This window comes from Halococcus morrhuae DSM 1307 (assembly GCF_000336695.1).
Lineage (GTDB): Archaea > Halobacteriota > Halobacteria > Halobacteriales > Halococcaceae > Halococcus > Halococcus morrhuae.
The window spans coordinates 1-13,272 of record NZ_AOMC01000109.1; the positions used below are offsets into that span (position 1 = coordinate 1).

The window sequence follows — 13,272 nt, forward strand, 5'->3', positions numbered from 1 at the left end:
TGCCGCTGAAGAAAACGAACTCGGTGTCCTCACTGTTCGGTTCGACGATTTCTCCGGCTGGCGTCGTTTTGCTCATTGCTTAGGCTTCCTGTGGGGCGTTCCGTGCAGTATCCAGTTCGGCTGCGAGTTCGTCGTAGGAAGGATACTCCGACTTCATGACGATGTCGCCGTCAACGACGACGATCGGCAGGATCGACGGGCCGTTCTCCTGAACCAAGTCGTAGATACGCTGGGTTTCGAGGAACTGGTCGATGTTGTGTTGCATGTTCGCGCGGGTTACGTCGACGTCGAACTCGTCTTCGAGTTGATCGAGGGCAGCGCTGACCTCGACGAGTTCGTCGTCCGGGTCCGGTCCACAGACACCAGTGGAGCAACACATCGCTTCCTCGTACAGCGTGAGTTCAGTCATTTCGGAGTAGTGGTCGTCGTTCAATCGAACAAGCGATACGCCGGGTTCGTTTCGGAGCTATCTCGATTCTTTCCATTGCTTCAGTTGAACAACTTCTCATATGTGTATAAACCCTTTGGCCGGCGGTTGTAGGAGTCAGTAGAGAGTTCATCAGTCGCCGATGACTCGCCATCGGTGAACGCGATCGTTCGAGGACGCCAAGCCGGTGTATTGGCGAAAACGAGCATATCCCCCCCCCCCCTCGTCGTTTCGGATCCACTCAACGACCATATTCGAGGAGAACGACTGCGACCGAACGGATTCGTTGGATCGAGCGCCACCGTCGGACAGTCGTCCCGGCGTTCACGGACCGGATTCATATGAAAAATTCCCGAATCGTTGGTGTGACGCAGTAGAGATATCGCGTGGATAGCTACGCAACGCTTAATTCACCAAGCGTTCAAGTATTACCATGTCATCGACCGAACGGCTACAACGATATCTCTCCGACGAACGTGGCGGGTGTGATGATGAAGCGGTAGCCAAACGGCTGGCCGAGCTCGAAGATATAGATGCGGCCACAGGCGGGCCTGCTCTCGACGAAGACGTCAGCGTGGTGTCGGCACTTGCCAACGAAACGCGCTACAGGATCGTTCGGACACTTCACGTCGCCGAGGAAGAGCTCTGTGTCTGTGAGTTCTCACCGCTTCTCGACGTCAGTGACAGCGCAATCAGTCATGCGCTCTCTCAGCTTACCGATGCCGGGCTCGTGAGCCGCCGCAAGGACGGCAAATGGCGCAAATATCGGATAACCCCACGCGCGAACGCACTTCTCGTTGCACTCGATGGCTCTCGCGGATGACTGGTCGCTACACGAGATCACACTGAGCGGGATAGATTTCGCTTCACACGGTCTCAGTAGCCGATCGACGAACGGTTCGGCATCGGTGAACACCGGCTATCGACGTCCGATCGTTCAGAAGTGGTTCGCTATCGCGATATACAGTATATCGAATTGCGCAGCAGGCGCTGCCGGCGGATCGTCAGCAGTCAACGCGTTACTCGTACCGTCCACGGAACCGGTCCGGTTCGTCGGTCGGTTCGATGGTGAATTTGAGTGAACCGTAGAACGGACGAACGCGGCGGTGGAACTCGGCTCGGAGATCGCCAGCGGTCGCTGCGGCGGCATGTTCGACCAGTCGTGTCCCGATACCCTGGCCGCGTCGCCGCCGACGGACGGCAATGGCGTCGATCTCCTGGCCGTCAAGCACGCACGCACCGAGACATCGATCGTCCGCGACGGCGATCCACACCGCGTCCGCCCGGCTGCGCTCGCGGACGGTGTCGGCGTCGACCGCGAGCGACGCCCCATCCAGGACGTTCATCACCGGCGGGAGTTCGGATGGATCGGCGGGACGGATCTCCATCGGCTCAGCCGCCCCTGATCAGTCTGAGCACGCGCACGGACTCGGCGTCGATCGCAGCGTCGGCCGGGACCGGTCGGCCGTCCCGGAGCACCGTCGCCTCGTGGCGACTCAGTTCCACCGCATCGAGCAGGTCGCCGTAGGTCCCTTCGACGGCGAGTTCGTGGGTGTCGCCGCCGACGATATCGACCGTGACCATACCGACACGAGCCGGCGGTCGGGTTTGATGCTGTCGGACGGGTTCGAGCGCTCGTCACGGTCTCGGGTGCCTTAAGAGCCGCCCACCCCTCGCATCGCCATGAGCGAGACCAGCGGATCGGGGGGCCGGGGCGAGATCTGGATCGAGAAATATCGCCCGTCGGCGCTCGCCGAGGTCGCCGGCCAGGACGACATCACCGAGCGGTTGCGGAGCTACGTCGCCCAGGACGACCTGCCACACCTGCTCTTTTCGGGGCCCGCCGGCGTCGGGAAGACGACCTCGGCGATGGCCATCGCGCGCGAGATCTACGGCGACGACTGGCGCGACAACTTCCTGGAACTCAATGCGAGCGACGAGCGCGGGATCGACGTCGTCCGCGATCGCATCAAGAACTTCGCACGCACGAGCTTCGGCGGCTACGACTACCGGGTCATCTTCCTCGACGAGGCCGACGCGCTGACGAGCGACGCCCAGTCCGCGCTCCGCCGGACGATGGAGCAGTTCGCGAACAACACCCGGTTCATCCTCTCGTGTAACTACTCGAATCAGATCATCGACCCGATCCAGTCGCGCTGTGCGGTCTTCCGGTTCGGCCCGCTGCCCGAGACGGCGGTCGCGGAGTACGTCGAGCAGATCGCCGGCGAGGAGGGTATCGAGATCACCGACGACGGGGTGGATGCCCTCGTCTACGCCGCCGACGGCGACATGCGCAAGGCGATCAACGGGCTGCAGGCCGCCGCCACCACAGGAGAAACGGTCGACGAAGAGGCGGTCTACGCTATCACGGCCGCCGCACGGCCCGAGGAGATCGAGACGATGGTCCAGCACGCGATCGGGGGCGATTTCACCGCGGCGCGTGCGAAACTCGACGACCTGCTCACCGACTGGGGGCTCGGCGGCGGCGACGTCATCGACCAGCTCCACCGCTCGGCGTGGTCGTTCGAGCTCGATGATCAGGCGACCGTGCGACTGCTCGAGCGAGTGGGAGAAACGGACTACCGCATCACGCAGGGGGCGAACGAACGGCTCCAGCTGGAGGCGCTGCTCGCGTCGCTCGCGCTCGGTGACGCGGGCGAGTGAGCGTCAGTTCAGCGTCCAGATGGCGTAGTTGAGCGCCGTCGCAAAGGAGACCCAGGCGAGATACGGCACCAGCAGCGCGGCCGCTCGGCGTTCGACGCGCGCCGCGGCACCGATCGTGGCGACGATGATGACCCAGAGTGGGACGATGACGACGAGTCCCAGAATCGGTGATTCGAGCCCGAAGAACGCCGGCGACCACGCGACGTTGAGCACGAACTGAGCGGTGAACAGCGCGAGCGCGACCCGCACTTGGCGATCGTCGAGGCCGGCACGCCAGACGAGCCACGCGGCCAGTCCCTGGAACGCATAGAGCACCGTCCAGACCGGGCCGAAGAGCCAGTTCGGCGGGGTGAATCCCGGCTTGTCGAGCGTCGTGTACCACGTCTCGATCTGCGGGGCCGTGATCAACCCGCCGGCCGCGCCGAGGAGGACGCAGGCCACGACGACCGACGAGAGCGTGACGAGTGGCCGTCGGTCGGGGAGCGATCGCCAGTCGACTGTCGACATACCTGTCATCAACGAGCCATCGATTTAGCGTTATCGCCGATCGAAACGGCCCGGATCGGAGCGCTGAAACCGCCCGACGGAACCGTGAATCGACCGTTCCGAACGGGACGCAACTGTTTTAGGCGAACGGCGGTTTGAGCGGATATCATGAGTACGCTCGAAGCGGAGTACCGACTGCAGTATTTCGAGGAGGAGGGGTTCGTCCGGAAGGAGTGCCCCGACTGCGGTGATTTCTTCTGGACGCGCGATGCGGACCGCGAGAACTGCGGCGAACCACCCTGTGCGGAGTACGAGTTCATCGGCAATCCGAGCCTCGACGAGGAGCGAAGTCTGGAGGAGATGCGCGAGGCGTTTCTCTCCTTCTTCGAAGAGCACGATCACGAGCGCATCGAGCCCTATCCCGTCGCGGCGAACCGCTGGCGCGACGACGTCCTGTTGACGCAAGCCTCCGTGTACGACTTCCAGCCGCTGGTGACGAGCGGCGCGACGCCGCCGCCGGCGAACCCGCTGACGATCTCCCAGCCCTGCATCCGAATGCAGGACATCGACAACGTGGGCAAGACGGGCCGACACACGATGGCCTTCGAGATGATGGCCCATCACGCCTTCAACGCGCGCGAGGAGCTCGACGATCCCGACCAGTACGCCTACGAGGGTGAGGTTTACTGGAAGGACCAAACCGTGGAATACTGCGACGAGTTCTTCGAGGCGATGGGCGCGAACCCCGAAGAGATCACCTACATCGAGGACCCCTGGGTCGGCGGCGGCAACGCCGGTCCGGCGATCGAGGTCATCTACCGCGGCGTCGAGCTCGCGACGCTCGTCTTCATGTCGATGGAACAGGACCCCGACGGCGAGTACGAGCTGAAGGACGGCAACACGTACTCGAAGATGGATACGTACATCGTCGATACGGGCTACGGGCTCGAACGCTGGACGTGGGTCTCGCAGGGGACGCCCACCGTCTACGAGGCGATCTACCCCGAGATGATCTCCTTTTTGAAGGAGAACGCCGGCATCGACCACACCGACGAGGAGGAGGAACTCGTCACGCGCGCGGCGACGCTCGCGGGCCACATGGACATCGACGAGGCCGAGGACGCGGAACGCGCCCGCGGAACGATCGCCGAGCAGCTCGACGTCGACGTCACCGAACTCCGCGAGCTGCTCGAACCCCTGGAGGCGATCTATGCCATCGCCGATCACTGCCGGACGCTCGCCTACATGCTCGGCGACGAGATCGTCCCCTCCAACGTCGGAACGGGCTATCTCGCCAGAATGGTGCTTCGGCGGACGAAACGGCTCTGTGATACGGTTGGCGTGGACGCGCCGCTCGACGAACTGGTCGACATGCAGGCCGAGCGCCTCGACTACGAGAACCGCGACACGATCCGCGACATGGTGCGGACGGAACTCGAAAAATACCGCGAGACGCTCGAACGCGGCGGACGGCGGGTGCGCCAGCTCGCCGAGGAGTACGCCGAGCGCGACGAGGCCATCCCGACCGAAGAATTGATCGAGCTGTACGATTCCCACGGGATCCAGCCCGACATGGTCGCCGACATCGCCCGCGAGAAGGGGACTGACGTCTCGGTGCCCGACGACTTCTACAGCCTCGTGGCCGCCCGTCACGGGGAGGAGGACATGGCCGAGAACACGGGGGAGCAGACCGACGAGCGCGTCGCCGATCTGCCCGAGACCGAGCTGCTCTACTACGACGATCAGACACGCATGGCGTTCGAGGCGATGGTGCTCGACACGTTCGAGCGCGAGGAGGGCTACGACGTGGTACTCGACCGGACGCTCTTCTATCCCGAGGGCGGCGGCCAGCCGGCCGACACGGGCACTCTGAGCACCGACGACACGACCGTCGACGTCGAGGACGTCCATCGCGAGGGCGACGTCGTCGTCCATCACACCGACGGAGATCCCGGAACGGGGGAGTTCGTCCGTGGGCAGATCGACGCCGGCCGACGACGCCAGCTGATGCGCAACCACACCGCGACCCACATCGTGATCCACGCCGCGAGGCAGGTGCTCGGCGAGCATATCAGACAGGCCGGCGCGCAGAAGGGAACGGATCGCTCGCGGATCGACGTGCGCCACTACGACCGCATCGACCGCGAGCAGGTCCGCGAGATCGAGCGCGTCGCCAACGGGATCGTCACCGACAACGTCTCGGTGGGGTCGGAGTGGCCGGATCGCCACGACGCGGAGGAAGAGTACGGGTTCGATCTCTATCAGGGCGGGATCCCGCCGGGCGAGCGCATCCGACTGATCCACGTCGCCGACGACGTCCAGGCCTGCGGCGGCACGCACGTCTCGCGCACCGGCGACATCGGCGCGATCAAGGTTCTCAACACCGAGCGCGTCCAGGACGGCGTCGAGCGGCTCTCGTTCGCGGCCGGTCCGGCGGCCATCGAGGCAACACAGGACACCGCGGACGCGCTCGCCGAGGCGGCCGCAACGCTCGACGTCACGCCCTCGGGGGTGCCCGAGACCGCCGCACGCTTTTTCACCGAGTGGAAGGAGCGCGGCAAGCGCATCGAGGAGCTCGAATCCGAACTCGCCGAGGCACGGGCCAGCGGCGGCGTCGAGGGCGAGGAGGTCACCGTCGGCGAGACGAGTGCGGTGATCCAGCGCATCGACAGCGACATCGAGGAGCTCCGCGCGACGGCGAACGCGCTCGCGGAAGGAGGACAGGTCGCGGTCGTCGCCAGCGGAACCGACGGCGCGCAGTTCGTCGTCGCCGTGCCCGACGGGGTGGCGATCGACGCCGGCGAGGTCGTCGGCGAACTCGCCGGCCGCGTCGGCGGCGGTGGCGGCGGACCGGCGGATTTCGCGCAGGGCGGCGGTCCACAGACCGAAGCGCTCGACGGAGCACTCGACGAAGCGCCCGACGTGCTGCGGCAGGTCCTGAACGCCTGATCGAGGCGGCTCGTGTACGGTAGCTGTGAACAACCCTTTTGGTTCTCACGGTGAAAGTTCGTCCGATGGTAGGTACCGAAGCAGCAACGACGCCGGCGATCCGTGTCGCCGTCGGCTCTGCCGAGTACGACCGCGCGAGCGCCGTGCTCGAAGCGGCGCGCGAGGCGGCGGCCGACGTTCGCGTCGTCGAGACCGGCCCGACCGGCGCGGCGGCTCTCGCCCCGGTAATGCTGGCCACCGCCGACGGTCGAACCGCCGTCCACGCGGACGTCTCACCGGACCGTGCGCGTGAACTGGTCGAAACGCTCGACGACGGGGAGCTACCGACCGACGACGCACACGCGGTCGTCGAGAGCGACGAGGGAGTGCCGATGCCCGAGACGGGACCGCTGGCAGCTGGCCAGCGGCGCGTGCTCGCGCGCTGTGGCTGGGCCGCGCCGGCGGCGCTCGACGAATCGCTCGCCGAACGCGCGCGCGACGACCCTGACGATCTCCGCGAGGGCGTGGCCGGCGCGGGCCTGCTCGGACGCGGGCGCGGCGACGGCCACACCGACGAATCGATCGCGGAGGGCTGGGAAACCGCCCGCGAGAGCGACGGCGAGGCGGTGGTCGTCGTCAACGGCAACGAGAGCGATCCCGCCGTGGACGGCGATCGACTGCTGCTCGAAAGTCGCCCCGCGGAGGTTCTCGACGGCGCGCTGGCGGTCGCGGCGGCCGTCGAGGCGACCGACGTCGTCGTCTATCTGAACGAGGACGACGAGCTCGCGGCACGGCGGGTCCGTGAGGCCGTCGAGAGCGTCGACGCGGGCGGGACGGAGATCGACGTCGTCGCCGGACCGGATCGGTATATCGCCGGCGAGATGACGATGGCGCTCGAAGCGATGGAGGGGGCCGACCGTCTCGAAGCCCGCCTCCGCCCACCGGGGCCGAGCGAAGTCGGACTCTACGGCCGGCCGACGGTCGTCCACACGCCGCGAACGCTCGCACAAATAAGGGCGTTTGTGGCCGCTCCGGACGAGTTCGAGACGAGCGCCGCCGACCCCGGTACTCGACTCCTGACCGTGACGGGCGACGGCGTGGCCGGGCCGGCGACCGTCGAGCTGGCCACCGACACCGCGTTGACGGAGGCGGTCGCCGACGGTGAGGAGTACAAGATGGCCTGTGTCGGCGGTCGGTTCGGCGGGATCACGCGATCGCTCGACGTACCCGCGAGCGCACCTGCATTGACCGGCGCGCGCCTCGGTACGGAGGGTGGGGTCGAGCTGTTCGACGGCGCGACGTGTGCACTGGAGTTCGCCGGCGCACGTGCGAAGTTCGCCCGCGAGGCAAACTGCGGGCGCTGCGTCCCCTGTCGCGAGGGATCGAAACAGCTCGTCGAACTGCTGCGCGACGTCTATGATGGCCAGTTCCAACCGAACGAACTGCGCGAGCTGAGTCGTGTCGTCGCGGAATCGAGCACCTGCGAGTTCGGACAGGCCGCCCCGCGGCCGGTGACGACGGCGATCGATACGTTCGAGCGTGAGATCGCCGCCCACGCCGAGGGACGCTGTCCGAGCGGCGTCTGCATGGAGACCAACTGATATGAGCACCGACCACACAGGGCGAGCCGAATCGCTCCCGAGCGTGCCGTCGATCGACGATCCGCGGCCGCACCCGCCGCTGACCGAACACTTCAACACGGGCACCGCGACCGACCCCGACGTGGGCGCGCGCGAGACGAGCAGCCTCACCGTCGACGGTGAAGAGGTGAGCGTCGGCGAGGAGGCGACGATCATCGACGCGCTCGGAGAGGTAGGGGCCGACGAGGAGCTGTCGGCGCTATGCTACTACGACCGCGAGGACACGGACAGGATCGGTCCACGCAGCGAGTGTCGGACCTGCATGGTCGAGACCGACGAACACGGGCTGGTTCCCTCCTGTAGCCATCCCGCCGAGGACGGCATGGCGGTTCGGACCGATAGTACAGAAGCCGAGGAGGCACGATCGGTGAATCTCGATCTCGTACTGTCGGACCACAACCTCCGGTGTACGACCTGCGGGAAGAACGGACGGTGTGAGCTTCAGGACGCCGCGATCGAGGCCGACGTCGAAGTGCCGCGATACGGCGTGTTCGACGACCGCGACGAGTACGAGCCGATCGACGAGTCCTCGCCGTTCATCCAGATCGACCGGAACAAGTGCATCCTCTGTAACCGCTGCGTCGAGGCCTGCAACGACGTGCAGGTCGAGGGCGTGCTGCGCATCGAGGGGAGCGGCCCGGACACGCGCATCGGCTTCCAGAACGGTGCCGACGAGATGATGGACTCGACGTGTGTCTCCTGTGGCCACTGTGCGACGGTCTGTCCGACCGGCTCGCTCGTCGAGCAGGACTACACCGACGCGGCGACGATCCCGGTCCCTGGATTCACCCAGGAGAACTCCATCGGCGAGACCATCGGCGAGGATTACGACGGCCAGCCGAACCCGGCGACGCCGATGAAGGGGAATCAGACCTACGAGGACGACGCGCTCGACGGGGAGGCCGACGATGAATGAACACGAAAGTGGCGGGAACGACGGCGAAAACGAGAAGAAGGGCGTCGCGGGCTTCATGCAGCGCGCACGCGACCAGGCCAGCGCGGCGAGCGAGAAGGACGTGACGAAGACGGCCCCGTTCAAGGCGTTCGAGCACGCGACCGAATCGGTCGCGCTGAACACGATGACCGAAGGACGGTTGTTCGACGTGGCCGACGCGCTGTCTGACTACCGGCTTCAAGATGTCGACGTGACCGACACGACCTGTGGCTACTGCGCCGTGGGCTGTCGGTTCGATCTCCACACGAAGGACGGGGAGGTACTCGGCGCGCGACCCACCGATCCCGAGAAAGCGCCGATCAACGGCATCTCGACCTGCGTAAAGGGAAAATTTAGTTACAACTACGTGAACAGCGACGACCGCCTCACCGAACCGCTCGTCAAGGAGGACGGCGAGTTTCGGGAGGCGTCGTGGGACGAGGCGCTCTCGCGAGTGGTCGACGGGCTCGGCGGGATCATCGAGGAAGATAGCCCGGACGCGCTCGGGCTGATCTCCTCGTCGAAGGCCACGAACGAGGACAACTACGCGATGCAGCGGTTCGCCCGCGAGGTCATCGGCACCAATAATGTCGACAACTGCAATCGGCTCTGTCACGCGCCGACGGTCGCGGCGCTCAAACAGACCGTCGGCTACGGCGCGGCCTCGGTGGGGGTGGAGGACCTCGAAAACACGGACTGCTACCTGCTCTCGGGATCGAACACGACCGAAGCCCACCCCGTGCTGGCGACACGGATCAAACAGAACGTCGCCGACGGGGCCGATATGGTGGTGTTCGATCCCCGGAAGGTCCAGATCGCCGAGTACGCCGACCAGTACACCCGAACCGAACCGGGCTACGATACGGCCTGGATCAACGGGCTCACTCGGTACATCATCGCAAACGATCTCCATGACGAGGCGTTCATCGACGAGCGCACCGACGGCTTCGACGAGCTGAAGGAGCATCTCGATCAGTTCACACCCGAGTACGTCGAGCGGGTATCGGGAGTGCCACCGGAGGAGCTGGCGTCGGCAGCGGAGACCATCGCCGACGCCGACTCGTGTTGTTTCTGCTGGACGCTCGGGCTGACCGAGCACACCAACGGGACGGAGAACGTCATCTCGATGTCGAACCTCGCACTCGTCACCGGCAACATCGGCAAGCCCGGCGCGGGACTGTCGCCGTTCCGCGGGCAGAACAACGTCCAGGGCGGCGGCGGGGACATGGGCCCGCTGCCGAACAACTTCCCTGGATACCAGCCCGTCACCGACGACGAGATCCGCGAGAAGTTCGAGGAAGCGTACGACACCGAGATCCCGAGCGAGGAGGGGTTGCGGACGACCGAACAGTTCCTCGCGGCCGACCGGGGCGATCTCCGCGGGATGTACATCATGGGCGAGAACGCCTCGCTCTCGGAGCCCGGCGTCGATCACGCCCAGGAGGTCCTCGACGATCTCGACTTCCTCGTGGTGCAGGACATCTTCCTCACCGAGACCGCCGAACACGCAGACGTCGTCCTGCCGGCGACGACCGCCGTCGAATCGAACGGGACGTTCACGAGTTCGAGTCGACACGTCCAGCTGGTGAAGCGAGCGATCGAACCGAAGGGCAACAGCCGTGGGGATTGGGCGATCCTTCAGGCGCTCGCCAGGCGGTTCGGCCACGACTGGGACTTCGCGTCGCCCTCCGAGATCATGGACGAGATCGCCGAGCTGACGCCGATCTATGGGGGAATCAGCCACGAGCGGCTCGAAAACGGCGACGAACTCCAGTGGCCTTGCTGGAACGACAACCATCCAGGCACCACGCGCCTCTACGAGGAGGAGTTCAACACCGCGGACGGCAAAGCGTCGCTCATTCCGACGGGACCGAACGAGCCGGCCGACATCTCGGACGACGAGTTCCCGCTGACGATGACGACCGGACGCGTGCTCTACCAGTACCACACGGGCACGATGACCCACCGCGAGGAGGGGATCATGTCCTACGTCGGCGAGGACTTCGTCGAGATCAACCCGGAGACGGCCGCCAACGCCGGCATCGAAAGCGGCGACTACGTCCGTGTCGAATCACGCCACGGGACGATTCGCGTCAAAGCGCAAGTCACTGAACGGCCCGGACAGGACACCGTGTTCGTCCCGATGCATTTCGCCGAATCGGCCGTGAACACGCTCACCGACGAGGAGAACCTCGACGCGGCGGCGCGAACGCCCGAGTACAAGGTCACGAGCGTCCGACTCCGACCGGGTGAGGAGAGCGATCCGGCGCGCACGACCCGTGAGAGCGGCGACCGAACGCTCGCGGAGTCCGACGACTGATGACGCTCACACGACGCATCAAGCAGGCGGCGGGGCTCGGCGACGGCGAAGTCGGCGTCGAGAGCGACCGCGAACACGACGTTCGGGAGTGTACGGTCTGTGGGGAGCGCTTCGACACCGGCAAAACGACGTGTCCGGCCTGTGGCAGTCGATTGAGCCGGACGAAGACGGTCGTACCGCACGCGCTGTTCAACCTGTTCGTGGTGCTCGCGGCGACCGGCCTGCACGCGATCCGGAACGTGCTCACCGGCAACATCCCGCCGGAGTAAGGGTCGATCTTACCCTGGCCAGCGCTCTTATCCGTTTTCCGCCCCGAGAGAACGCATGACACGCCACGAGGACCAACCGACGCCAGACGAGAGCGACGAACTGTTCATCTGTCTCGACTGTGGCTACGAGAGCGTCGAGGAAACCGAGAACTGCCCGGAGTGTGGCGGTGAACTGGCGGTCAAACACTGACGACGGATTTCGAAAAGCGTCGAAGCCGGGGACAACCGAACAGAACACGAGCAAGAGGAGCGTGAAACGGTGATGATTCCCTACTGGTCTACTCCACCTCAGCCTCGACATCGAAGTCGTCCGGTGTAGCCGTCCCGATAGCGGGAAGTCGTCGGAGTCGTGGGCGAAAGAGGACGTAGACAGCCGTGAACCCGAAGCCGCTGGCGGCCAGCGCCATCGTCGTCGTTGTTCCCAACATCTCGGCGATCGCTCCTCCGATGAGTGAGCCGAGCGGAAGCGTTGCCCCGGAAGCAGTACCCTTTGTCGCCGAAATCCGACCCAGCAGGTCGGCCGGGAACACGCGCTGGTTCAGCGTCGAACTGAGCACGCCAGAGATCCCGACGGGCACCCATGCAAGACCGAACAGGACGACGGTGAGTGCCGGCGACGATACGAGAACCGCAGCGAGCCAGCAGCAGGCAGCCAGCCCATGGACGAGGAGCACTCTTCCATAGGGAACTCCCTCGAACCACGGACCGACGAGCGAGCCGACAAGTCGGCCGATTCCGAGCGCACCTAGCAGCAGGCCGTAGACGGCAGGGCCGCCGAGACCGTCGCCAAACGCCGGCAGTATCGCCAGTGTGACGCCGGTCGTGAAGTTCGCCACCGCGGTCGTCAGTATCAGTTCGACGAACACCGTCCCGCGGAGCATTCTGACCCCGTCCCGGAGATCCGAAACGTACGAACGCAGCACCGAGCGGACGGTTGGGACGACTGTTTCGGCTCTCGGTTTCGTGCGCTCGTCAGTTTGTGTAGCGACGCCGAGTCTGATGCCGGCGAACAACAACGCGGCACCGGCGAACGTGGCCGAGTCGGCGAGAAACAGCGTCGTCGCACCGAAAAGGGCGACGAAACCACCACCGAGTGCGTCGAACACCATGTCCAGTCCGAGCGTCACGGTCGAGAGCGCCGCGTTCGCCCCAGGGAGGCGCTCGTCGTCGACGATACGAGGCAACAGCGCCGTCTCCATCGGTGCCATCAGCAACGACGCGAGCATCAATATCGGCGCAACAGCGAACAAAACGCCGACGTGCAGATAGTTCAGCGCTGCCACCAGCGGCAGGATCAGTACGACGATGCCCTGAATTATCTGCGACCCGACGAGGACGCGTTCGAGCCGCAGACGATCGACGATCGGGCCGGCAAACACCTGCAACAGCCACGGCAACAGTAGTATCGCGTTCAGCGCGCCGGTGACCAACGTCGAGCCACTCAGCTCGAAAGCAAGCCAGAGCATCGCCACTGTGTAGAGGCTGTCACCGGCGTTCGTGACGAACTGCCCGGCGAAAAAGCGCCGGAAGTCGGCGTTGCGCCACAACACTCGATCAAGGGCGCTCATTGGCGATCACCCCCGAAAACCGTCGGAACAGCAGCG

Annotated in this window: 13 protein-coding genes; 8 read left to right on the forward strand and 5 right to left on the reverse strand. The window is 65.3% G+C overall.

Going from position 1 to position 13,272, the window contains the following annotated elements; translation table 11 throughout:
• Nucleotides 1-79: 79 nt before the first annotated feature.
• Complete coding sequence (gene arsD, locus C448_RS08405; protein WP_049916203.1) at nucleotides 80-409, reverse strand: arsenite efflux transporter metallochaperone ArsD; 330 nt, start codon at nucleotides 407-409, stop codon at nucleotides 80-82.
• A 451-nt stretch (nucleotides 410-860) separates the two neighbouring features.
• On the opposite strand from arsD, the gene C448_RS08410 reads away from it, so the two are divergent.
• Complete coding sequence (locus tag C448_RS08410) at nucleotides 861-1,250, forward strand: ArsR/SmtB family transcription factor (protein ID WP_004053863.1); 390 nt, start codon at nucleotides 861-863, stop codon at nucleotides 1,248-1,250.
• A 196-nt stretch (nucleotides 1,251-1,446) separates the two neighbouring features.
• Here C448_RS08410 and C448_RS08415 read toward each other — a convergent pair whose 3' ends face one another.
• Together C448_RS08415 and samp2 are read right to left on the reverse strand one after the other, a co-directional pair.
• On the reverse strand, nucleotides 1,447-1,815 hold the full coding sequence (locus C448_RS08415) for a GNAT family N-acetyltransferase (protein ID WP_004053865.1): 369 nt from the start codon (nucleotides 1,813-1,815) through the stop codon (nucleotides 1,447-1,449).
• 4 nt (nucleotides 1,816-1,819) lie between these two features.
• A complete protein-coding gene (gene samp2, locus C448_RS08420; protein WP_004053866.1) occupies nucleotides 1,820-2,011 on the reverse strand; it encodes a ubiquitin-like small modifier protein SAMP2 in 192 nt (63 codons plus the stop codon).
• 99 nt (nucleotides 2,012-2,110) lie between these two features.
• On the opposite strand from samp2, the gene C448_RS08425 reads away from it, so the two are divergent.
• Nucleotides 2,111-3,091 (forward strand): replication factor C small subunit, encoded by a 981-nt coding sequence (locus C448_RS08425; protein ID WP_004053869.1) that lies wholly within the window; start codon nucleotides 2,111-2,113, stop codon nucleotides 3,089-3,091.
• 3 nt (nucleotides 3,092-3,094) lie between these two features.
• Here the strand turns inward: C448_RS08425 and C448_RS08430 are convergent, their stop codons facing one another.
• A complete protein-coding gene (locus C448_RS08430) occupies nucleotides 3,095-3,598 on the reverse strand; it encodes a TspO/MBR family protein (RefSeq protein WP_004053870.1) in 504 nt (167 codons plus the stop codon).
• A gap of 147 nt (nucleotides 3,599-3,745) precedes the next feature.
• On the opposite strand from C448_RS08430, the gene alaS reads away from it, so the two are divergent.
• From alaS to C448_RS16920, 6 genes are all read left to right on the forward strand, one after another.
• Entirely contained in the window at nucleotides 3,746-6,526 is a 2,781-nt protein-coding gene (gene alaS / locus C448_RS08435) for an alanine--tRNA ligase (protein WP_004053872.1), read from the forward strand.
• Nucleotides 6,527-6,591: 65 nt separating this feature from the next.
• The gene (locus C448_RS08440) at nucleotides 6,592-8,106 is read left to right on the forward strand and encodes an NADH-ubiquinone oxidoreductase-F iron-sulfur binding region domain-containing protein (protein WP_004053874.1); all 1,515 of its coding nucleotides are present in this window, start codon (nucleotides 6,592-6,594) and stop codon (nucleotides 8,104-8,106) included.
• A gap of 1 nt (nucleotide 8,107) precedes the next feature.
• On the forward strand, nucleotides 8,108-9,061 hold the full coding sequence (locus tag C448_RS17075; RefSeq protein ID WP_004053876.1) for a 2Fe-2S iron-sulfur cluster-binding protein: 954 nt from the start codon (nucleotides 8,108-8,110) through the stop codon (nucleotides 9,059-9,061).
• Complete coding sequence (gene fdhF, locus C448_RS08450; protein ID WP_004053878.1) at nucleotides 9,054-11,399, forward strand: formate dehydrogenase subunit alpha; 2,346 nt, start codon at nucleotides 9,054-9,056, stop codon at nucleotides 11,397-11,399. The genes C448_RS17075 and fdhF overlap by 8 nt, the downstream gene beginning before the upstream one ends.
• Complete coding sequence (locus C448_RS08455) at nucleotides 11,399-11,668, forward strand: hypothetical protein (protein WP_004053880.1); 270 nt, start codon at nucleotides 11,399-11,401, stop codon at nucleotides 11,666-11,668. Before fdhF ends, C448_RS08455 begins: the two co-directional genes overlap by 1 nt.
• A 55-nt stretch (nucleotides 11,669-11,723) precedes the next feature.
• Entirely contained in the window at nucleotides 11,724-11,858 is a 135-nt protein-coding gene (locus tag C448_RS16920; protein ID WP_004053881.1) for a hypothetical protein, read from the forward strand.
• Between the two features lie 88 nt (nucleotides 11,859-11,946).
• On the opposite strand, the gene C448_RS08460 is transcribed toward C448_RS16920, so the two are convergent.
• Nucleotides 11,947-13,236, reverse strand: a complete 1,290-nt coding sequence (locus C448_RS08460) for an MFS transporter (protein ID WP_049916195.1) — start codon at nucleotides 13,234-13,236, stop codon at nucleotides 11,947-11,949.
• Nucleotides 13,237-13,272 lie beyond the last annotated feature (36 nt).

Excerpts from the sequence above, each read along its gene's own strand:
- arsD (WP_049916203.1), bottom strand. The coding sequence starts at position 409 with ATGACTGAACTCACGCTGTACGAGGAAGCGATGTGTTGCTCCACTGGT.
- C448_RS08410 (WP_004053863.1), top strand. The coding sequence starts at position 861 with ATGTCATCGACCGAACGGCTACAACGATATCTCTCCGACGAACGTGGC.
- C448_RS08415 (WP_004053865.1), bottom strand. The coding sequence starts at position 1,815 with ATGGAGATCCGTCCCGCCGATCCATCCGAACTCCCGCCGGTGATGAAC.
- samp2 (WP_004053866.1), bottom strand. The coding sequence starts at position 2,011 with ATGGTCACGGTCGATATCGTCGGCGGCGACACCCACGAACTCGCCGTC.
- C448_RS08425 (WP_004053869.1), top strand. The coding sequence starts at position 2,111 with ATGAGCGAGACCAGCGGATCGGGGGGCCGGGGCGAGATCTGGATCGAG.
- C448_RS08430 (WP_004053870.1), bottom strand. The coding sequence starts at position 3,598 with ATGTCGACAGTCGACTGGCGATCGCTCCCCGACCGACGGCCACTCGTC.
- alaS (WP_004053872.1), top strand. The coding sequence starts at position 3,746 with ATGAGTACGCTCGAAGCGGAGTACCGACTGCAGTATTTCGAGGAGGAG.
- C448_RS08440 (WP_004053874.1), top strand. The coding sequence starts at position 6,592 with ATGGTAGGTACCGAAGCAGCAACGACGCCGGCGATCCGTGTCGCCGTC.
- C448_RS17075 (WP_004053876.1), top strand. The coding sequence starts at position 8,108 with ATGAGCACCGACCACACAGGGCGAGCCGAATCGCTCCCGAGCGTGCCG.
- fdhF (WP_004053878.1), top strand. The coding sequence starts at position 9,054 with ATGAATGAACACGAAAGTGGCGGGAACGACGGCGAAAACGAGAAGAAG.
- C448_RS08455 (WP_004053880.1), top strand. The coding sequence starts at position 11,399 with ATGACGCTCACACGACGCATCAAGCAGGCGGCGGGGCTCGGCGACGGC.
- C448_RS16920 (WP_004053881.1), top strand. The coding sequence starts at position 11,724 with ATGACACGCCACGAGGACCAACCGACGCCAGACGAGAGCGACGAACTG.
- C448_RS08460 (WP_049916195.1), bottom strand. The coding sequence starts at position 13,236 with ATGAGCGCCCTTGATCGAGTGTTGTGGCGCAACGCCGACTTCCGGCGC.